This is a genomic window from Haloarcula pellucida (genome assembly GCF_014647235.1).
In the GTDB taxonomy this organism is placed as follows: Archaea; Halobacteriota; Halobacteria; order Halobacteriales; family Haloarculaceae; genus Haloarcula; species Haloarcula pellucida.
Map to the genome: position 1 here is coordinate 519137 of NZ_BMOU01000002.1, position 18880 is coordinate 538016.

The window sequence follows — 18880 nt, forward strand, 5'->3', positions numbered from 1 at the left end:
TCGTATGTACGTCGTCGTCCACGGTGGCGCGGGCGGGCCGCCCGACGAACCGGCCGACCGACTGTCGACGCTCGCCGACGCCGCCGACACCGCCGCCGACGCCGAAGGGCCCCTCGATGCGGTTCTCGCGGCTGTCCGACCGCTGGAGCGCGACCCGAGGTTCAACGCCGGCGTGGGTGGGGCGGTCCAGAGCGACGGCGTCGTCCGCACCGAGGCGGGCCTCGTGACCGACGACGGGACGACTGGCGCCGCGTGTTCGATGGCCGGCGTCGCCCACGCTGCCGACGTGGCCCGCGTCGTCGCGACGGAGACGCCCCACGTCTGCCTCGCCGGTGACCCGGCAATCGAACTGGCGGCGGCGAGCGGTATCGACACCGGCGAGGACCTGCTGACCGACCGGACCCGTGGCCGCTACGAGGACGCCGACCCGCCCGGGGACGACGTCGCAGACCACCTCGCGTGGGTACGCGACCACTTCTCGGGGACGGACACCGTCGGCGCCGTCGCGACGGACGGAGACCGACTCGCGGCGGCCACGTCGACGGCCGGCCGGTGGTTCGCGCTCGCCGGTCGGGTCGGCGACGTGCCCCAGATCGGCGCCGGGTTCTACGCCGACGGGCGCGGCGGTGCGAGCGCCACCGGCGAGGGGGAGGCCATCGCCCGTTTCGGTCTCGCGCGGCGGGCGGTCGACCTGTTGGAGACGTTCGGCCCGCGGCAGGCCGCCGAGGAGGCCCTCGCGGAGTTCGAGCGTGCGACCGACGGACAAGCGGGCGTCGTCGTCCTCGACCACGCCGGCCACGTCGGCAGCGAGTACAACACCGCCGCGATGCAGACGTCTCGGGCCGGGCCGGACTGACATCCGGCCCGCGGTCCGTCGCTGCGGGACCGACTATCCGCCGGCGGTCGATTGGCTGCCGGCCAACGACAAACGCTTTCACGCACAGCGCCCAACGCCGGGGCATGAGCGACGTGGACTTCGAGTCCGAGCAGTACGAGAAGTGTCGCGAGGCCGGCGAGATCCTCGCGCAGGTGCGCGACGAGGCCGCAGAACGCGTCGAGGTGGGGGCGTCCCACCTCGAAGTCGCCGAGTGGGCCGAGGAGGAGATTCGGGAGCTGGGCGGCGAACCCGCCTTCCCGGTCAACATCTCCATCGACGAGGAGGCCGCTCACGCGACGCCAGAGCGCGACGACGAGACCACCTTCGGCGAAGAGATGGTGAATCTGGACATCGGTGTCCACGTCGACGGGTGGCTGGCCGACACCGCCGTCACCGTCGACCTCTCGGGCCACGACGAACTGGCGGCGGCCTCCGCCGAGGCGCTAGACGCCGCACTGGAGGTCGCCGGTCCCGGCGTCGACGTCGGCGAGATCGGTGCGGCCGTAGAGCGGGTCATCGAGGGGTACGGTTTCAACCCGGTCGTCAACCTCACGGGCCACGGCCTCGGCCACTGGGAACAGCACACCGCGCCGAACATCCCCAACCGCGAAGTCTCGCAGGGGGCGACGCTCCAGCCCGGCGACGTCGTCGCTATCGAACCGTTCGCGACGGACGGCCGCGGGAAGGTACAGGAAGGGTCCGACGAGGAGATCTTCGCGCTCGAACGCGAGGGGAGTGTGCGCGACCGGAACGCTCGGCAGGTCTTAGAACAGATCACCGAGGAGTTCAAGACGCTCCCGTTCGCCGCCCGCTGGCTGGACTCCCCGCGGGCGAAGATGGCGCTGCGCCGCCTGAAACAGCAGAACATCGTCCACGGCTATCCGGTCCTCAAAGAACGGGAAGGAACGTTCGTCAGCCAGAAGGAACACACCGTCATCGTCACCGACGATGGCGTCGAAGTGACCACGCGCTAACGGTACGGACGTCTTTTGCTGCGGTGTCAGTACGGGCGGTGTCGCCGCCACCGAAAAGGAAGCACTGGCCACGTAATCGGGGCCGCGCGGCGGGGGAACCGTGGACGGATGCGGATGGAACTCGTCCGGGATGGCCTATGCGTTGTTCATGCGCGTGCTTGTCGTCTCACCGCAGACCAGACACTCGCTGACCCGATACGGTTCGCGCGAGAACTCCGCGTTCTCGCGTTTGGTGCTCTCGGTCTGTATCTGGAGACTGACTTCGTGCGGTGTCTCTCGCCCACAGTTCGAACACGACTCTGACATATCGACGCCGTCGTTTGTGGTCGCCATCCCGTCTCTCCCTTCCCCCAAGAACCGCATAAAAACCCCCTTTCGTTGGACTCCGTTCACACCGTTTATCGCAAGACGTGGCCGGTTTTCGTAAACCGCTGCCAGAGACGGCTGTAGACGATTCAAAATCGATTTTCCGTACTTGAACGGGGTATTTACCTCGTGAACGGCCGACAGATTTAAATACTGAGTTTGGCTCCGTTCGAAGTCGTTTAGGTCGGGGGGCCGAACGGTGGCTGTATGGACTCTGTGTTCGCGCCGTGGCGCATCGACTGGGTCGAACGCGAGAACGAGAACCCCGACGCCGACTGCGTGTTCTGTGCGTTTCGGGAGGGCGACGCCGACCGGGAGAACAACGTCGTCGCGCGGAGCGACCACGCCTTCGTCCTCCTGAACAACTACCCGTACAACCCGGGTCACGTGATGGTCGTGCCCCACGACCACACCGGCGAGTACGGCGAGTTAGACGACGAGACGCTGTTAGACCACGCCCACCTGAAACAGCGCTGTTTCGACGCGCTGGAGGCGGGGCTGGGGCCCGACGCCTACAACGCCGGCCTGAACCTCGGCGGATCCGCGGCCGGCGGGTCCATCGACGACCACCTCCACACCCACGTCGTCCCGCGCTGGGAGGGCGACACCAACTTCATGCCCGTCGTCAGCGACACGAAGGTCATCGTCGAGGCCGTCGAAGACACCTACGACCGCCTCCACGACGCCTTCGCCGCCCAGGACGACACCACCGTCACAGACCCCGACGCCGCTGTGCGTATCGACGCGCCTCCAAAGCGGCTTTAGCCTCCCCCCGTTAGTTCCGAGTAGATGTCGCGCCGTGCCACTCTCAGGCGGGTCGGCCTCCTCGTCCTCGGCGTGAACCTCGCGCTGGTGGTGCTGAAAGGCGGGGTCTGGCTGACCACCGGGAGCCTCGCCGTCCAGTCGGAGGCGGTCAACAGCGCCGCAGACACGGCCTACTCGCTGGTCATCGTCGCGGGCCTCTATCTCACCACCCAGCCACCGGACTTCGAACACCCCCACGGCCACGAGCGCATCGAACCGTTCGTCTCGCTGTTCGTCGCCGCCGGCATCTTCGCCGCCGGCGGCGTCGTCCTCTGGCAGGCCGGCCGCGCCCTGCTGACCGGCAACGTCGCGGTGACACAGGGGCCCGTCGCCGTCGGCGTCCTCGCGCTCTCGGGGGCCGCGAAGTACGGTCTCTATCGCTACTGTCTGGCCGTCGGGCGGGACCGGAACTCCCCGGCGCTGGTCGCGACGGCGAAGGACAACCGCAACGACATCCTCACGGCGGGGGCCGCACTCGTCGGGGTCCTCGGCGCCACCGCCGGCTATCCGCTCGCGGACCCCCTCGCCGCTATCGTCGTCGCCGTCGGCATCCTCTACACCGGCGTCGAAGTCGTCAGGGACAACGTCGCCTATCTGGTGGGGGCCGCACCGCCCGAGGACCTCCGCCGGGAGATTCTCGAACGCGCGCTCGACCACCCGCAGGTGCAGGGGGCCCACGACGTCATCGCCCACTACGTCGGCCCGGAAATTGACGTGAGTCTCCACATCGAGGTGGAGGGCGACCTGACGCTGACCGAGGCCCACGACATCGAGACGGCGGTCATCCAGTCCGTACAGGAACTGCCCGAAGTCGACGACGTGTTCGTCCACGTCGACCCGAAGGAACTCGGCGAGTGGAAAGACGACGACGAGGTCGAACGGTTGGCGGACTTAGAGTGAGCGCTCGTGTCGTGACGCTCTCGAACCCCGGGAAACCATGTCGCAACCGCGTTCGGCACCCGTGTCGGTTTCCCTCCCCGGACCGTAGTGCCAGACAGCATGGCACACATGACAGCAGAGATGAGCGACGGGACCGAAATAAAAGAAGTCCTCGAAGTCGTCGAGGGATCCAACGGCGTGCATCTGAAAAAAGCGGTTCAGGGGGGCGACATCGAGCGTGTGGCCTACATCCCCTATCGGAACCTCACGTACGTATACTACGACCAGTAGCCGTCGCGGCGCGTCGGTGGGTCGGGGCGTCTGACCCACCGATAGGCTGCCTCAGTCCGCCAGCGCCGCCCGCTCGATCGGTTCGCCGAACGCGTACACCGTGTTGTGGCTCGTAATCTCGACGTCGACGAACTCGCCGACTTCCAGTCCGCGCTCCTCGGCGTCGGCGACGACGACCTGCCGGTAGGCCTCGTCGTAGCCAACCAGCGACTCGTCGGTGCCGTCCTCTACGAGCAACACGGAGGACGTACGGCCGACCATGTCCTCGTAGGCTTGCCCCGTCGTCTCCATCTTCAACTCGGTCATCGCCTTCGAGCGGTCCTTCTTCGTCTGGCCGCCCAGTCCCTTCATGTCGGCTGCGTCGGTGCCGGGCCGCTTCGAGAAGCGCGTGACGTTGATCTTCTCGGGGCGGGTCTCCCGGAGGAGGGCCATCGACTGCTCGTGGTCCTCGGGGTCCTCGGTCGGGAACCCGACGATGAAGTCCGTCGACAGCGTCCAGTACTCCAGGGCGTCGTCGAACGCCTCGACGACCTCCAGGTACTCGTCGACGGCGTGTTGCCGGCGCATATCGGCCAGCACGTCGTCGGACCCGGACTGGACCGGCGCGTGGATGAAGTTGTACAGTTCGTCGTGCTCGGCGAACACCGCGGCCAGTTCCTCGCGGACGCCGTGGAGGCCCTTCGGGTTCGCCATGCCGACCCGAACCCGAAACTCGCCGTCTATCTCGGTGCAGATGCGGTCGAGCAGTTCGGGAAGCAGGCTCGTCCCCTGATTGGTGTCCCAGCCGTAGACGCCGGTGTCCTGTCCCGTGATGCGAAGCTCCTTCGCGCCGGCGTGGACGAGCGCGCGAGCCTTCTCGACGTTCTCGGAGACGGGAGGCGAGTCGATGCGGCCGGTGGCCTGCTTCGTGATGCAGTACGAGCAGTCGCTCATACAGCCGCGGGCGATGGGGAGGATGCCGACGACGCCGTTCAGCACTGTCTCGGTGTCGGGCGTGACCGTCGGACACTCCCCGTTGAGGACGTGTTGGGGCACGTCGTCCCAGTGAAGCACCTCGGCGTCGACGTCCGCGTCGTGGAATTCCTCACCCTGTGCGAGGGCCATACAACCCGTGACGACGAGATCTGCGGGGGTCTCCTCGTCCAGTTCTTTGGCCCGCTGGAGCATGTTGCGCTCGGTCTTCTCCAGCACCGTGCAGGTGTTGAGGATGGCCACGTCCGCCGACTCGGGACCGTCGGCGGGGTGGTGGCCGCCCTCGCGGAGCGCTTGCTCTATCTGCTGGGTCTCACCTCGGTTGGAGGTGCACCCGTACGTCTCGATGTGATAGCGGGCCATTCGTCCTAGCGATACGGCTTGCCGGCCAAAAGCGCGACGGATTCGTCCGGCCCGTCGGAACGGCAATGGTCAGATCGACAGTCTGGAACTGCCCCATAGCCGTACGGACTCCGATCAGCGACCGATTGCGCATAGTACTATATGCGTGTGTGCAGTGACATTTACCTGTATGCGTGTCCGGCATCTCAGAACGGGGAGATCGCCGGTTACCGTGACCGACCGGGACGTCGCCGGTGCGGCGCCGCTCTCGCCCGACGGTCGGGGGGCCGACACGACGCGCGGTCTCGGTGAGTGGCGCGGCTATCCGGCGGGTCCGGTCGTCGCCTGCACCGACGGCGGTGGGGACGGTTTCGGCGAGGACCCCGACCGCTACCGCCTCCTCTGTGAACAGGTCCATCGCTACGGCGTGTTCGTCCTCGACAGCGACGGGCGGGTCACCGAGTGGGGCGACGGTGCCGGGCGGCTACTGGGCTACGACGGCGACGGGGCGCTCGGCGAACCGTTCGCGGCGTTCTACACCGACGGGGACGTGACGGCGGACCACCCCGAAGCGCTACTCGACCGGGCCGAGACGGAGGGCGAGGTCGTCGACGAGGGATGGCTGGTCCGGGCCGACGACTCCCGCTTTTGGGGGCGACTCGCCGTCGTCGCGCTCCAGTCGGACGGTGAACCGGCAGGCTACGGCGTCGTCACGACGGACCTCTCAGCGGCACCGGACAAACTCCGGTCGTACGAGACGCTGACCGAAGCGCCCGTCCAACTGGTCGGACTGGCCGAACCGGACGGGACGCTCGTCGAGGCGAACAAGACGGCACTGGCGTTCGCCGGCGTCGAACGGGAAGACGTCGTCGGCACACCGCTCTGGGAGACCCACTGGTGGTCCCACTCCGAGACCGCCCGCGAGCGCCTGCGGGATGCCGTCGAGACGGCCGCCACGGGTGAGTTCGTCCGCTACGAGGCGACGGTGGTGGGTGCGGACGGCGAAGAGATAACGGTCGACTTCTCGCTGACTCCCGTCACGGACGACGACGGGCGGGTCGTGGCACTGGTCCCCGAGGGCCGGGACGTGACCGAACGCAAACGAGTGGAGGCGGAACTGCGAGAGCGCAACCGGATGTTCTCGACGCTCGTCGCCAACCTGCCCGGCATGGCCTACCGCTGTGAGAACGAGGTCGGGTGGCCGATGTCGTTCGTCAGCGCCGGGTGTGCGGACCTCACGGGCTATGACCCACCGGAGATAGAGTCTGGACACGTGAGTTGGGGCGAGGACGTCATCCACCCCGACGACCGGGAGCGGGTCTGGAACGAGGTGCAGGCGGCCATAGACGAACGCGATCCGTTTACACTCACTTACCAGATACGCCGCGCCGACGGCACCGAGCGGTGGGTCTGGGAGCAAGGCGAGGGCGTCTTCGCGGACGACGAACTGGTCGCCATCGAGGGGTTCATCACCGACATCACCGACCGCAAGGAGCGCCAGCGCCGCCTCGAAGCAGTGTTCGACCAGACCTACCAGTTCACTGGACTGTTGGACCCGGACGGAACCGTCCTCGAAGCCAACGAGACGGCGCTGGACTTTGGCGGTCTGGACCGGGACGACGTCGTCGGGAAACCCGTCTGGGAGACGGCGTGGTTCCAGACGAACGGCGACGTCCGGGAACGGGTTCGAGCGGACGTCCGGCGGGCGGCCGACGGGGAGTTCGTCCGCCACGAACTGGACGTACAGGGGACCGACCGCGTGGCGACTATCGACTTCTCTATCCGTCCCATCACCGACGAACGGGGCGACGTGGAACTGCTCGTCCCCGAAGGCCGTGACATCACCGAGCGGACGCGTCGGGAGTCCCAACTGGAGACGCTCAACGAAGTGTCACGGGAGTTGACCGAAGCGGCGTCAGAGCAGGCCGTCTGTGACATCGCCGTCAGGGCGGCGCGCGAGACGCTTGGACTCGAACTGGCTGCCGTCGAACTCTACGACCCCGAACGGAACCGTCTGGTCCCACGCGCCCGGACCGACGCCGTCGCCGAACTGGTCGGCGACGCGTCGCTGTTCGAACCGGAGGACGGTGAGTCCTGGCAGGTGTTCGTCCAGAGCGAAGTGACCGTCCACGAAGACATCGAGTTCCGGGCCGACGTCTCCGGCCCGGGGACCCCACTCGACAGTGCTATCGTTCTCCCGCTCGGCCAGCACGGGGTGTTCATCACCGGCGAGACGACCCCCGAATCGTTCGCCGACGCGGACGTCGACCTCGCCAGAGTGCTCGCGGCCCACGTCGAGACGGCGCTGGACCGAGTCGACCGCGAGGCCTCGCTCCGGGAGCACACGACGACGCTCGAAACGAAGACCGAGCGCCTGACCCGGATGGAGCGGGTCAACGGGGTGTTACGCGACGTCACGAGCGCGCTCGTCGACGCGGACTCTCGGGAGGAGATAGAGACGGTCGCCTGTGAGACGCTCGCGGCGACCGGCCCCTATCAGTTCGCGTGGTTCGGGGCGCGTGACCCCGTCAGCGACGAGGTTCAGCCGACATCGTGGGCAGGTGACGAGTCGGGATACCTAGACGCCATCACGGTCGCCGTCGGGGGAGCGGAACCGGCGGGTCGTGCTGTCGGCGAACACACCACACAGGTCGCATCGCCCGCCCGTTCCGACCCACCGTTCGACCCGTGGGAACAGGCAGCGCTGGAGCGTGACTACCACACCGTCGTCTCGGTACCGGTGAGCTACGAAGGCGCACTGTACGGCGCGCTGACCGTCTACGGAAGTGATCCGGCCCACCTCGACGACGTCGAGCAGTCGGTCCTCGCGGAACTGGGCGATACGGTGGGCCACGCCATCAACGCCGTCGAGCGCAAGACGACCCTGATGAGCAACCGACGGGTCGAACTGGAGTTCAGCATCGAGAACCCGGACACGGCGCTGTTTCGGTGTGTGAAGGCGGTCGACGGCGAGTTCGAATTCGAGGGCGTCGTCGCGGAGGGGAGCGGCCCGCTCCGGGTGTTCGTCACACTCGAGGCCGTCGACCCCGACGAAGTCCGCGAGTCCGCGGCGGAGACGCCGGGGGTCGGCGAGGTCAGACACGTCGCCAGCGACGACTCCGAGAGCCTCTTTGAGTGTTCGGTCGTCGGTGAGAGCATCGTCGGCGCCGTCTTCGACCACGGCGGTACAGTGCAGTCGCTCACCAGCGACGGCAAGACGGGCCGTCTCGTCGTCGAACTGGCCGCCGACCGTGACGTCAGAGAGTTCACCGAGATGTTCGAGACGGCCTTCGAGGGCGCGACGTTGCTCGCTCGACGCGAACGCGACTGGCCGGTACAGACGGCGACGGAGTTCCGATCCGAACTCCTCGATCGGTTCACCGACAAACAGCGAGAGGCGGTCGAGACGGCCTACCTGAGTGGGTTTTTCGAGTGGCCCCGCGAGAACACGGGCGAGGAGGTGGCGGCGGCCCTCGGCGTCTCACAGCCGACGTTCAACCGCCATCTGCGGGCGAGTCAGCACAAACTGCTGACGCTGCTGCTGGACGAGTGAGCGCGGTTTCAGTGTATAGTGGGTGTCGACGCGGCGGCCCTATCCACGTACCGACGTCCGTTTTCCCTCTGTAGGACTGGCGTGTATACACGCCGACAGTTGGACCGTGCGATAGACGCCGCCCCGATTTCACTACTGTATGGCCGGTGACCACCCCGAAGACACGACGACAGCGACGGACCAGCCCCGTATCTGTACCAGTTGCGGTGCCGGGATCGACACCACGGAGTGGTACCCGGTGGTCGCAGACCCGGAGGAGGGCTACCGTATCTACGCGTTCTGCGATGAGACCTGTCGCGAGCGCTGGCGGCAGGAGACTGGTGAGTGACCGTGCCCGCTACTGACTCTCTCGGCGTCGCCCCCGAGACTGACGTGAACGGGTCGGAACGCCCGAATCTAAATGTATAGTGTGTCCCGGTCCACGAGGCGTGTCCATGTAGCAGTCATCTCTATCCTCGCATAGTGCGTCCGCTGACTCGATGAGTCAGCGCGAGACACGAGACCAGCACGTCGAACGGACCGTCGACGACGTCTCCTCGACAGAGCAGTTGACACAGACGATCGTCGGTGCCGTCGTCGAGACGACGGGGACACGCCCCACGGACGTCGATTCGCTGTTGTACGATGTCGTCGAACCGGACGCACTCTCGAACGTGCTCGCGGCGTCTACGAACGGCCACGTCGCGTTCGTCTACGAGGACTGCGGTGTCTCCATCTCTAGTGACGGCACGGTCCTCGTGGTCCCCGACCCGGCGTGTGTCGGTCACGCCGGCGGGACGCTCCTCGGCGTCACAGAGCCACCATGACCGGTGAATTCGAACCGCAGCGAGAGTGGTCTAGGGCCCCGGTCGACGACCGGTACACAGCGCTTCGGGTCGACGACGAACTCCTCATCTACGACCACGAGGAGGACGGCGCGTGGATACAGTCGACCGAGACCTGCGAACTGCGGGCGTGAGCGGCCTACTCCGGTCGCTGGTCGCGCCACTCGGAGACGATGACGTCCCCGCTGGAGGCCCCGATGCGTTCGGCCCCGGCGTCGAACAGCGCCGTCGCGTCCTCGTAGGACCCCACGCCCCCGCTGGCTTTCACCGGGAGGTACTGGCTCAGAATCTCCACGTCGTGGACGGTGGCACCGCCCTCGCAGAACCCCGTCGCCGTCTTGAGGTAGGCGGCGTCGGCGTCGGCGACCAGTCGACCGACGCGGTGGAGTTCCTCGTCGGTCAGCAGCGGTGCCTCGACGATGACCTTCACGGGGACGGGAACGGCGGCGACGACTTCGGTGAGGTGGTCACGGACGGCGTCGTCCTCGCCGGCTTTCAGCAAACCGACGTTACAGACCACGTCGAGTTCGTCGGCGCCGTCGTCCCACGCGCGCTTGGCCGCGTGACAGACCGTGTCGGTGCTTCCCTGTCCGTGCGGGAAGTCGACGACCGTCGCCAGCGGGACGTTCGCGTAGTCGCTCGCGAGTGAGAGGTAACACGGCGGGATACAGGCCCGCATCCCGTACTCCAGTGCGTCCTCCAGACACGCTCGCACGTCGTCGGGCGTCGTCGTCGGTCCGAGGACGGTGTGTTCCACCCGGTCGGGAAGGTCGTCCATACCGGGTCCAGAGGCGGCGAGCACCTAAACGTCCCGACGACGCGACGCGAGGCCGGAACCTTTTCGGCGTGCCGGGTCGGCGTGCAGATATGGTATTGCCTACGGGGTTCGGACTGCCGCCGGTGCCGTATCTGGCGGCGCTCGCGGGTGGGACGCTGGTGGTGTCGGCTCTGTTGGTCGCGCTAGACCCGCCGATAGACCAGCGGATCGTCGTGGCGCTGGCTCCGTGGATGGCGATCGGCGGGACGCTCCACGCACTCGGCCAACCCCCGATCGAGGTGTACGACCCGGTCCTCAGACCGTTGTTCGGGACGCCGTCGGTGTATTTCACGACGTACGTCACGCTGGGGACGGTGTGGGTCCTCCTCTCGCTGTTCGGCGTCCGGCGGGGCCACGACGAGACTGTCTCGCGGAACCTCGGGCTGACCGGCACGGGCATCCTGACGGTGTTGCTGGTGCTCGCGGCTATCACGGCGCTTCGCTCGGAACTGCTGGCACTCGTCTGGCCCACCGTGGCCGTGGTCGGCGCTGTCGTCCTCTCGGCGATAACGCTGTTGCTCGTCGCACTCTGGCGGACGCCGATAATCGTCCGTACGCGGTACGCCGCGCCCGTCGTCGTGTTCGCCCACGCCTTCGACGGCGTGTCGACGGCCATCGGGACGGACGTCATCGGCGTCGGCGAGCGCTCGCCGGTGCCCCGTGCCATCATGGACTTCGCCGGGACGCTCCCGACGGCCCCTCTCATCGGTGAGGGGTGGCTGTTCGCGCTGGTGAAACTCGTCGTCGCTGTGGCCGTCGTCGTCCTCATGCACCAGTATCTGGAGGACGAACCCGCCGAGGGAAGCCTCCTACTGGCGTTCATCGCCGCCGTCGGCCTCGGTCCGGCGACGAACAACGTCGTGCTGTTCCTCTTTACGCCGGTGTAGGTTCCAAACGCTCATTGTGCCCCCCAGCGAGGTGTCGGATATGTTGTCGTTCTCGCTCGGCCAGTGGGGGCTCATCTGCGTGCTTTCCGGCGTCTTCGCGGCGGTTCTGCTGAACATCCCGATGTACGTCCAACCGGAGGGATACCTTCCGGCGTACGTCGCCGCCGGGGGACTGACCGCTGTCGACCCGGCCGATGTGAGTACTCCACTCGCAGTGGCCGTCCACCACGTCACCGGCACCGCCGCGGCGCTGCTGTACGGGGCTCTCGTCTACGCCTTGGCGGCGATACTGCCGGCCGGCCTCTCGCTCGCCGGCGTTCCGGCGATTCCGCATCTGCTGGGGGCCGTCGGTGTCACGCTGTTCGTCTACTACTTCTTCGAGCGCGTGGCGATGCCCCGCGCCGGCGGGAGTCTCAGTGGCCGGCGAGACGACGTCGTCCAGCAGTGGGCGCTCTCGTCGTTCATCTACGGGACGACGCTCGCGCTCGTGGTCCCGGTGTTCGTCACGCAACTCTGACTCAGCCGTACTGTTTCGAGAGGTTGCGGTACATCACACCGAACAGGAACGCCGCCGCCAGCGCGCCGAACGGGAGCGCGTACACCCACGGCACGTCCGCGCCGGTGCCGGTCCGCTGGGCGAAGACGGCGACGAACCCGAGGCCGAACCCGGCGACGGCCGAGACGACCGCCGGCCAGCGCATCCGCCTGTCGAACGGCGAGAAGTCGTCACTCATACCCACACCGTTGCCCTGCCCCTACCTCATTGTTCCGACGAATCCCCGGCGTTCTTACTGGGTCGGGTCGAACGACCGCCATGGCGAAACAACCCCATCTGCTGGTCGAACCGGGCGATCTGAACGACGTTGCGCTCCTGCCGGGCGACCCCGGACGCGTCGACCGCATCGCCGGCCACTGCGACGACCACGAGGTGGTCGCCGAGAACCGCGAGTACAAGGTCGTCAACGCCACCTACGAGGGCACCGACCTGACGATCTGTTCGACGGGCATCGGGTCGCCGTCGGCGGCTATCGCCGTCGAGGAACTGGCCGCCGTCGGCGTCGAGACGTTCCTCCGCGTCGGCACCACGGGGGCGCTCCAGTCCGGCATCGAAATCGGCGACATGGTCGTCGCCACCGGCGCCGCCAAGGACGAGGGGACGACCGACCGCTACGAGGCCACGGCAGTCCCGGCCGTCCCGGACTACGACGCCCTGTCGGCGCTGGTGGACGCGGCCGAAGCCAACGGCGAAGACGTCCACGTCGGCCCAATCGCCACGGACGACGCCTTCTACGCCGAGACCGACGCGTACGTCGAGAACTGGGAAGCCGCCGGCTTGCTGGCCGTCGAGATGGAGGCCGCCGCCATCTTCTCGCTGGCCCGACGGAAGGGACTGGCCGCCGGCGCAATCTGTACCGTCGACGGCAATCTCGTCGAAGGGACCCAGAAGGGGACGACCGACGCCGAGGAACTCCCCGAGAAGGCCAAGAACAACGTCGAACGCGCCATCGAAATCTCGCTGACCGCCGCCACGTCGCTCTGAGGCGGCGACCGCTGGCATCCCCACGTCGCCCGGCGGTGAACTTACGGCCTCGTCGTGTGACTGTGTAGATATGCTCGACCAGTTGGCCCGGCGAGTCCGGACGCTGCTTTCGCGTGCCCGGCGGGTCGAGCGTCGGGAACTGCGAGAGTTCCGCCGCTGGGCCGAGACGACGAACCGCGTCGTCCACCTCTCGATGCTCGTGTTCGTCCCGTTGCTCATCGCCGTCGTGACGACACTGGCCAACGCCGTCCCGCAGCTGACGTTCCTGCTGTTCCCGCCGCTGGCGTCGGGTACGTACACGCTGTTCGTCGACCCGACGGCGAAGTACTCCGACCCGAAGCGGTTCGTCGTCGGTCTCACCATCGGTGCCGTCTGTGGCCTCGGCGCGCTCAACGTGTCGAGCGCCGTCCTCGCGCCACCCACTGGCCAGTTCGCGGTCAGCGCCACCGCCGCCGGCCTCGCGGTGCTTGCCACCGGTCTCGTGACGTGGCCGCTGGACATCGAGGAACCGTCGTCGTACTCGACGGCGTTGCTGGCGTTGCTGGTCCAACCGAACCAGCAACTCGCCTTCGTCGGGAGCATCTCCCTCGCGAGTGCGCTGGTCGCCAGCGTCTTCGTCGTCTGGCGGGCCCGGTTCTACGACCGGCGGGCGACGTATCTCTACGGGTCGACGACCGGCGACGACCACGTGCTGGTGCCGATGCGCGGCGAGACTGCGGGCCGGACGGCGATGCTCGGCGCTCGTCTCGCGGCCGCACACGAGGCCAGCAAGGTCGTCTTGCTCGACATGGTCTCCGATTCGGAGGCCGCGGCGACGGAGCGGGAACTGCTGCAGGACACCGTCAAACTGGACATGTTCTCCGAAACGGACACCGACGTATCGGGCACGGGGCGAACCGAGTCGGCCGGCCGTATCGCCGGGGACGGCGGTGACGCCGTCGACGCACAGACGACAGAGGCCGCCGACTTCGACGCACATGTCGACTGGCTCGAAACCCACGCCGCCCGAATCGAGACGCGGACCGGCGTCCCGTGTCAGGTCGTCGTCGCCATCGACGACGGCAACCCGGCGGCGACGACGCTCCAAACGGCCGCCGAGACCAACTGCGACCTCGTCGTCGCGCCCTACGAGAGCGAACACGGGGCACTGTCGCCGTACCTCCGACGCCTGTTCCGGGGGAACACTGACGTACTCGTCCACCGCTCGCGTGCCGAGCGGTCCCACTGGAAGCGGGTGCTAGTGCCGGTTCGCCGCACCAGCGACGTGGCCCACAACATGGTCGACTTTGCGACCCGACTGGCGGGCAAGAGCGGTCACGTCGCCGTCGCGACCTGCATCGACGAACACCAGAACCGCCGCCCTGCCGAAGAGATGCTCGCCGACCTCGTCGAACCGTTCGACGGCGCCATCGAGACGCGCGTCTCCCGTGCCGGCATCAACGAGTTTCTGGAGACGAGCGGGACCCAGTACGACCTCGTCATGATTGGGGCCAGTCGGGACCGGAGTGCGGCGTCGCGGTTCGTCTCACCGCCGACGTTCGAGCGGTTGGACGACGTCGATACCGACGTGGCTATCGTCGACCGGAGCCACTAGATGTCGGCGTCGTCCTCGCGTTCGATGTCCAGCAGGTGGTCGGCGATGTTCTCCATCCCTTCGCGACCCAGCGCCGACTGGACGAGGAGGTGGCCGCCGATGAGCGCGGGGCTGATGACCGTACTCGCGCCCGCCCGACGGAGTTTCTCGATGTTCTCTCGCTCCGTCGCGGCGGCGACGATGTTCAGGTCCGGATTGAGCGAGTGGGCTGTCAGAATCGCCAGCGCGTCCTGTGCGTCGTCGTTCGTGGCCGCGACGGCCGCCCGCGCGTCTTCGATGCCGGCCCGCCGGAGCGGTTCCTCGTCGCTCGGGTCGGCGGTCAGCACCGCGATGTCCCGTTGCTGGAGGCGGGCCGCCGTCTCCGAGTCCGGCGTGATGACGACGAAATCCGTCGCGTCGACGAGTTCTTCGAGTATCGGTTCCGTCAGGTCGCCGTAGCCCAGAACCACCACGTGGTTCTCGAGCAAGTCGAGTTGTGCGTCAGTCATGTTCCCGAGTACCTCCGCGAACCGCTTTTCGAGTGCCGGGCCGAGCAGGGACCCCAGCGCGATGGCGAAACTGGCCGTCCCCAGCACGACGACGGACATGCCGAACAGCGTCGCCCGCTCGCTCACCGGCGTCACGTCACCGTAGCCGACGGTGCTGGCCGTGACGAGCGTGTAGTAGAACGCGTCGGTGAGCGTCTCGACGTTGACGAACTCCTCGCGGAGCGCCCACGTCCCGACGGTGCCGTACACCTGCGCGCCCAGCAGGGCCGCCCCCGCCGCGAGTTGCGTCGTCGAGAGGTCCAGTTTCCGGTCGAACCGCCGGCGGTTCAACAGCACCGTCGGTAGCGACACCAGCGAGAGGACGACCAGCGGCAGGGAGAGCGGCGAGGACTGCACCACGCCCTGCAGCGCCGAAACTGGGAGCAACACGACGGTAACGTACCACGCGATACGCAGGCGGCGGCGGAGGCCGAGGACGCTCAGGAGCAGCGAGAAGCCGGTCAGCGCACCCGTGAAACCGGCGGCCTGCTGCAGGCTCTCGGGGACGGTGGTGCCGAGTATTCCACTGATGGGGGCGGTGATGTTGGCGACGCCCGTCGCGAACGACAGCACGGCTACCAGCGTCGGAAGGAGTATCGTCGCCCGCGTCCCCAACCACTCCCGCGACCAGTCCATATCACCCCTGTGTCGATGGGGTGGTGTAAATGTACTGTCCCACCACCTCCGGGACGAGGCCGGGTGAACCGTCGGAAGCGATTTATCACCGGCCGCGCAGGATGGGGACATGGCTTCGCTCCCCATCGAGATTCTCCTGGGCATCTATCTTGGCCTGCTGGTCGGGGTCATCCCGGCGCTGGCGTCGTGGGCGCTCGGCTTCGGGTTCAAGTACTTCACTGGCGTCACCCTCCCCGGATTCGCCGTCGCCGTCCTCGCGATCGCGCTGGCAGGGGTCAGCGGCGGGTTGCTGGCGCTTGCCGACGAGTCCATCACGCAGGCGCCCAACGCCGAGCGAATCATCACTGCCATCGTCCTCGTCGGGATGGTGTCGATGTACGCCCACAGCAAGGGCGACCAGATGGGGGCGACGTTCCCGAAGCGACTTTCGTTTCAGGGCCTCCGGGACAGGACGCTCTCGGCCGACGTGGTAGAGCGGTTCGGCGGACGCGACGAGGTCCGTATCCGCGTCGTCGGCGAAGTCGCCGACATGGAGGGGTACCCACCGCTGTCGGAACCGCTCCGGGCCGATATTCGGGGCGGCGAGTGGACGTTTCCCGCCGACCTCCGTATCGGCGAACTCGAAGCGGAGATGGAGCGGCGACTGAAGACGGAGTTCGACCTCGGCGACGTGGCGGTGACCATCGACGAACAGGGGCGGGCCACCGTCGTCGCCGCGCCGCCGTTTTCGGGACTCTCGAAACGCGTCACCGACGGGCGACACGCCGTCTCCGTCGATGCACTGCTCCCGACCGGACTGGCGCGAAACGACGAAGTGACGGTGCTCACGACGGACGCACAGGTCAGAGGGACCGTCGTCAGTGCCCGGTCGAAGGGGTCCGAAACGTCGGTCGAGACGCCCGACGACCCGGAGCTAGCCGACGACACCGAGGCGCCGCCGGCACCGGTCGGGGCGCCGACGACTGACGGCGGCGAGGGACGCCTGACTATCGCGGTCAACCGGACGGACGTCCAGCCACTCCTCCGAAGCGAGTCGGCGAAGGTGGTCGTCGAGCCACGGGGCACCCGGCGGGAGTACGAACTCGTCTCGCTGTTGCGACGGGCAGGCAACCGGTTCCGTCGACTCACGGTCCGCGACGACGGCGCTCTCGACGGGACGACGCTCGGAGAGGCGCGGGTCCGAGAGACGTACGGCGTCGCCGTCGTCGCCGTCCGCGAACAGGGTGGGTGGCGACTCGCGCCGCGGGGGGAGACGACCATCGAGGCGGGCGAAGAACTGTACGCCGTCGGGCCACACGACGACCTCGACGCCTTCGAGGAGGCGGTCGCATGACGCCCGCGACACCGTTGCAGGGGGGAGTGGTACTGCAGAGTGGCTTGCGAACGGACGATCCGCTCGTTCTCGGTGCACAGTTGCTCGGCCTCGGCATCGCCGCCGCGTCGGCCGCCGGGATGGTCGCGATGGGGTACCGGTGGTACGTCCGCGAACGCGTGCCGACTGGCCTCGGCGTCCTCTTCGGACTGAGCGCGGTCGCGCTGTACCTCGGGACGACGGGCTCACTCGGCGACGTCATTCTCGGGAAGGAACAGGTCCTCGCGTCCAGCGATGTCCTGCCGAACCTCGCGGCCTTCGCCGTCGGCGGGGCCGCCGCGTTGACCGGGACGAAGGTCGGTGACCGCCTCGGGACGGACCTCTTTGCCGCGACCGGTGGGCGCGACGTCGACGCCGACGTGAGCGAAATCGTCCAGACCGTCGGGCGAGTCACCTCGGTCCACCTCCCTGAGGAGATTGCCGACATCGTGGGTTACGACCCGATGCCCGACGCCACGAAGGCGCAACTCGCCGAACGCCGGTTCCTCTTTCCCCGTCGGTTGACGAAGGGGGAACTGCGAGACAGACTCGTCACGCGACTCAAGACGGACTACGGCGTCGGCCACGTCGACGTCGAGTTCGGTGACGACGGCGACGTCTCCTATCTCGCCGTCGGGTCACGGGCCGCCGGTATCGGGCCGACCCTGCCGCCGTCGACGAACGCCGTCGCCGTGCGGGCCGACCCCGCACATGCCGCCAGTTCGGGCGACCTCGTGCAGGTCTGGGCGGACGACCCGCCAAAGCGCGTGCTCACCGGCGAACTCCGTGGTATCGCCGACGAGGTGGTGACCGTCGCCATCGACGCGGCCGACACCCCGAAACTCGACCCGGCGGAGACGTACAAGTTGGTCACGCTCCCGGTACAGGACCGACCGGACCGGGAGTTCGCCTCGCTCCTCCGCGCCGCAGACGAGACGATGGGCACCGTCACTGTCGAGGCGGGGAGCGACCTCGTCGGAACGACGGTTGGGAGTCTCGGCGTGACCGTCGCGGCCATCACCCGCGACGACGCGAGTCCGGAGACGATTCCCTCCAGGGACCGCGTGCTGGCGGCCGGCGACGTGATCTACGCCATCGCCACCCCCGACGGCCTCCGACGTGTCGAGACGGCCGGGACGGCAGAGACAGAACCCCGAGTGAGCGACGCAGCCGACGAACCACCGACCGACGACGCGCAGACGGCTGCCCCCGGCCCCAACGAGGAGCGCGCGGACGCCGACCCCGACTCGGCGGTCGACACCGACGACGCGCAGACGGCCGCTGGGACCGACTCGGCGAAGGTACCCGTCGAGACTGACTCCGACTCGTCCGATGCCGACGACGAGCGTGACGACAGCGCGCTTCTGGAGGACGGCACGTCGGCGGACGCCGAGTCGGTGGCCCAGTCGCACACAGACGCCGACGACACTATCCCGGTGTGGGACCCCGACGAACAGGTCGACGCGGCCGATATCTCCGGCACGGACGACTCGGACGGCGACGCGGCGAGAGACGACGCCGAACCCGCGGATGCCGAAGCGACTGGCAGCGACGAACGGGGCGACACGGCCGCGGGCGACGACGAGTTGGCCGACGACAGCGACGACACCGACCGCGGTGGCACCTGACCGGTCGCAACGCTCTTA

20 protein-coding genes are annotated in these 18880 nt (G+C 67.8%); 15 read left to right on the plus strand and 5 right to left on the minus strand.

The genetic code is table 11. The features are described 5' to 3' along the window. Positions 1-4: 4 nt before the first annotated feature. Both IEY28_RS09330 and map read left to right on the plus strand, forming a co-directional pair. Positions 5-856, plus strand: a complete 852-nt coding sequence (locus IEY28_RS09330) for an isoaspartyl peptidase/L-asparaginase (protein WP_188996649.1) — start codon at positions 5-7, stop codon at positions 854-856. Positions 857-960: 104 nt separating this feature from the next. Then, on the plus strand, positions 961-1851 hold the full coding sequence (gene map / locus IEY28_RS09335; protein ID WP_188996651.1) for a type II methionyl aminopeptidase: 891 nt from the start codon (positions 961-963) through the stop codon (positions 1849-1851). Positions 1852-1986: 135 nt separating this feature from the next. On the opposite strand, the gene IEY28_RS09340 is transcribed toward map, so the two are convergent. After that, entirely contained in the window at positions 1987-2184 is a 198-nt protein-coding gene (locus tag IEY28_RS09340; RefSeq protein ID WP_188996653.1) for a DUF7835 family putative zinc beta-ribbon protein, read from the minus strand. Positions 2185-2424: 240 nt separating this feature from the next. On the opposite strand from IEY28_RS09340, the gene IEY28_RS09345 reads away from it, so the two are divergent. From IEY28_RS09345 to IEY28_RS09355, 3 genes are all read left to right on the plus strand, one after another. After that, positions 2425-2982 carry an HIT family protein gene (locus tag IEY28_RS09345; RefSeq protein WP_188996655.1) on the plus strand — a complete coding sequence of 186 codons (558 nt, stop codon included), beginning with the start codon at positions 2425-2427 and terminating at the stop codon, positions 2980-2982. Between the two features lie 24 nt (positions 2983-3006). Then, positions 3007-3921 (plus strand): cation diffusion facilitator family transporter, encoded by a 915-nt coding sequence (locus IEY28_RS09350; protein ID WP_188996657.1) that lies wholly within the window; start codon positions 3007-3009, stop codon positions 3919-3921. 99 nt (positions 3922-4020) lie between these two features. After that, on the plus strand, positions 4021-4191 hold the full coding sequence (locus IEY28_RS09355) for a hypothetical protein (RefSeq protein WP_188996659.1): 171 nt from the start codon (positions 4021-4023) through the stop codon (positions 4189-4191). A 51-nt stretch (positions 4192-4242) separates the two neighbouring features. Here the strand turns inward: IEY28_RS09355 and IEY28_RS09360 are convergent, their stop codons facing one another. Further along, positions 4243-5526, minus strand: a complete 1284-nt coding sequence (locus IEY28_RS09360; RefSeq protein ID WP_188996661.1) for a tRNA (N(6)-L-threonylcarbamoyladenosine(37)-C(2))-methylthiotransferase — start codon at positions 5524-5526, stop codon at positions 4243-4245. 211 nt (positions 5527-5737) lie between these two features. Between IEY28_RS09360 and IEY28_RS09365 the strand changes: the two genes are divergently transcribed. The 4 genes from IEY28_RS09365 (at position 5738) to IEY28_RS09380 (ending at position 10016) form a co-directional block, all read left to right on the plus strand. Continuing rightward, positions 5738-9058: a PAS domain S-box protein gene (locus IEY28_RS09365; RefSeq protein ID WP_188996662.1), complete on the plus strand. Its 3321-nt coding sequence runs from the start codon at positions 5738-5740 to the stop codon at positions 9056-9058. Positions 9059-9197: 139 nt separating this feature from the next. Next, the gene (locus tag IEY28_RS09370; RefSeq protein WP_188996664.1) at positions 9198-9386 is read left to right on the plus strand and encodes a DUF7576 family protein; all 189 of its coding nucleotides are present in this window, start codon (positions 9198-9200) and stop codon (positions 9384-9386) included. A 151-nt stretch (positions 9387-9537) separates the two neighbouring features. Beyond that, positions 9538-9864, plus strand: coding sequence for a HalOD1 output domain-containing protein (locus IEY28_RS09375; protein ID WP_188996666.1), 327 nt, complete (start codon positions 9538-9540; stop codon positions 9862-9864). Further along, the gene (locus IEY28_RS09380) at positions 9861-10016 is read left to right on the plus strand and encodes a DUF7331 family protein (protein ID WP_188996669.1); all 156 of its coding nucleotides are present in this window, start codon (positions 9861-9863) and stop codon (positions 10014-10016) included. The genes IEY28_RS09375 and IEY28_RS09380 overlap by 4 nt, the downstream gene beginning before the upstream one ends. A gap of 5 nt (positions 10017-10021) precedes the next feature. Here the strand turns inward: IEY28_RS09380 and deoC are convergent, their stop codons facing one another. Continuing rightward, positions 10022-10660, minus strand: coding sequence for a deoxyribose-phosphate aldolase (deoC, locus tag IEY28_RS09385; RefSeq protein WP_188996671.1), 639 nt, complete (start codon positions 10658-10660; stop codon positions 10022-10024). Between the two features lie 89 nt (positions 10661-10749). On the opposite strand from deoC, the gene IEY28_RS09390 reads away from it, so the two are divergent. Then, complete coding sequence (locus IEY28_RS09390; protein ID WP_188996673.1) at positions 10750-11586, plus strand: DUF63 family protein; 837 nt, start codon at positions 10750-10752, stop codon at positions 11584-11586. 40 nt (positions 11587-11626) lie between these two features. Then, complete coding sequence (locus IEY28_RS09395) at positions 11627-12103, plus strand: hypothetical protein (RefSeq protein ID WP_188996675.1); 477 nt, start codon at positions 11627-11629, stop codon at positions 12101-12103. A 1-nt stretch (position 12104) separates the two neighbouring features. Here IEY28_RS09395 and IEY28_RS09400 read toward each other — a convergent pair whose 3' ends face one another. Beyond that, entirely contained in the window at positions 12105-12320 is a 216-nt protein-coding gene (locus IEY28_RS09400; protein ID WP_188996677.1) for a hypothetical protein, read from the minus strand. An 80-nt stretch (positions 12321-12400) separates the two neighbouring features. Here IEY28_RS09400 and IEY28_RS09405 point away from each other — a divergent pair, with 80 nt between their 5' ends. Both IEY28_RS09405 and IEY28_RS09410 read left to right on the plus strand, forming a co-directional pair. After that, a complete protein-coding gene (locus IEY28_RS09405) occupies positions 12401-13126 on the plus strand; it encodes a guanosine phosphorylase (RefSeq protein ID WP_188996679.1) in 726 nt (241 codons plus the stop codon). A 70-nt stretch (positions 13127-13196) separates the two neighbouring features. Next, positions 13197-14720, plus strand: a complete 1524-nt coding sequence (locus IEY28_RS09410; RefSeq protein WP_188996681.1) for an HPP family protein — start codon at positions 13197-13199, stop codon at positions 14718-14720. Here the strand turns inward: IEY28_RS09410 and IEY28_RS09415 are convergent. Further along, positions 14717-15883, minus strand: coding sequence for an NAD-binding protein (locus IEY28_RS09415; protein ID WP_188996683.1), 1167 nt, complete (start codon positions 15881-15883; stop codon positions 14717-14719). The genes IEY28_RS09410 and IEY28_RS09415 overlap by 4 nt on opposite strands. 109 nt (positions 15884-15992) lie before the next feature. Here IEY28_RS09415 and IEY28_RS09420 point away from each other — a divergent pair, with 109 nt between their 5' ends. Together IEY28_RS09420 and IEY28_RS09425 are read left to right on the plus strand one after the other, a co-directional pair. Beyond that, on the plus strand, positions 15993-17216 hold the full coding sequence (locus tag IEY28_RS09420) for a potassium channel family protein (RefSeq protein WP_188996685.1): 1224 nt from the start codon (positions 15993-15995) through the stop codon (positions 17214-17216). After that, complete coding sequence (locus IEY28_RS09425) at positions 17213-18862, plus strand: cation:proton antiporter regulatory subunit (protein ID WP_188996687.1); 1650 nt, start codon at positions 17213-17215, stop codon at positions 18860-18862. The genes IEY28_RS09420 and IEY28_RS09425 overlap by 4 nt, the downstream gene beginning before the upstream one ends. Positions 18863-18880: the final 18 nt, after the last annotated feature.

Coding starts and splice junctions, on each gene's coding strand:
- IEY28_RS09410 (WP_188996681.1), top strand. CDS start 13,197: ATGCTCGACCAGTTGGCCCGGCGAGTCCGGACGCTGCTTTCGCGTGCC.
- IEY28_RS09345 (WP_188996655.1), top strand. CDS start 2,425: ATGGACTCTGTGTTCGCGCCGTGGCGCATCGACTGGGTCGAACGCGAG.
- IEY28_RS09370 (WP_188996664.1), top strand. CDS start 9,198: ATGGCCGGTGACCACCCCGAAGACACGACGACAGCGACGGACCAGCCC.
- map (WP_188996651.1), top strand. CDS start 961: ATGAGCGACGTGGACTTCGAGTCCGAGCAGTACGAGAAGTGTCGCGAG.
- IEY28_RS09405 (WP_188996679.1), top strand. CDS start 12,401: ATGGCGAAACAACCCCATCTGCTGGTCGAACCGGGCGATCTGAACGAC.
- IEY28_RS09425 (WP_188996687.1), top strand. CDS start 17,213: ATGACGCCCGCGACACCGTTGCAGGGGGGAGTGGTACTGCAGAGTGGC.
- IEY28_RS09350 (WP_188996657.1), top strand. CDS start 3,007: ATGTCGCGCCGTGCCACTCTCAGGCGGGTCGGCCTCCTCGTCCTCGGC.
- IEY28_RS09400 (WP_188996677.1), bottom strand. CDS start 12,320: ATGAGTGACGACTTCTCGCCGTTCGACAGGCGGATGCGCTGGCCGGCG.
- IEY28_RS09340 (WP_188996653.1), bottom strand. CDS start 2,184: ATGGCGACCACAAACGACGGCGTCGATATGTCAGAGTCGTGTTCGAAC.
- IEY28_RS09390 (WP_188996673.1), top strand. CDS start 10,750: ATGGTATTGCCTACGGGGTTCGGACTGCCGCCGGTGCCGTATCTGGCG.
- IEY28_RS09415 (WP_188996683.1), bottom strand. CDS start 15,883: ATGGACTGGTCGCGGGAGTGGTTGGGGACGCGGGCGACGATACTCCTT.
- IEY28_RS09380 (WP_188996669.1), top strand. CDS start 9,861: ATGACCGGTGAATTCGAACCGCAGCGAGAGTGGTCTAGGGCCCCGGTC.
- IEY28_RS09375 (WP_188996666.1), top strand. CDS start 9,538: ATGAGTCAGCGCGAGACACGAGACCAGCACGTCGAACGGACCGTCGAC.
- IEY28_RS09355 (WP_188996659.1), top strand. CDS start 4,021: ATGGCACACATGACAGCAGAGATGAGCGACGGGACCGAAATAAAAGAA.
- deoC (WP_188996671.1), bottom strand. CDS start 10,660: ATGGACGACCTTCCCGACCGGGTGGAACACACCGTCCTCGGACCGACG.
- IEY28_RS09360 (WP_188996661.1), bottom strand. CDS start 5,526: ATGGCCCGCTATCACATCGAGACGTACGGGTGCACCTCCAACCGAGGT.
- IEY28_RS09330 (WP_188996649.1), top strand. CDS start 5: ATGTACGTCGTCGTCCACGGTGGCGCGGGCGGGCCGCCCGACGAACCG.
- IEY28_RS09420 (WP_188996685.1), top strand. CDS start 15,993: ATGGCTTCGCTCCCCATCGAGATTCTCCTGGGCATCTATCTTGGCCTG.
- IEY28_RS09395 (WP_188996675.1), top strand. CDS start 11,627: ATGTTGTCGTTCTCGCTCGGCCAGTGGGGGCTCATCTGCGTGCTTTCC.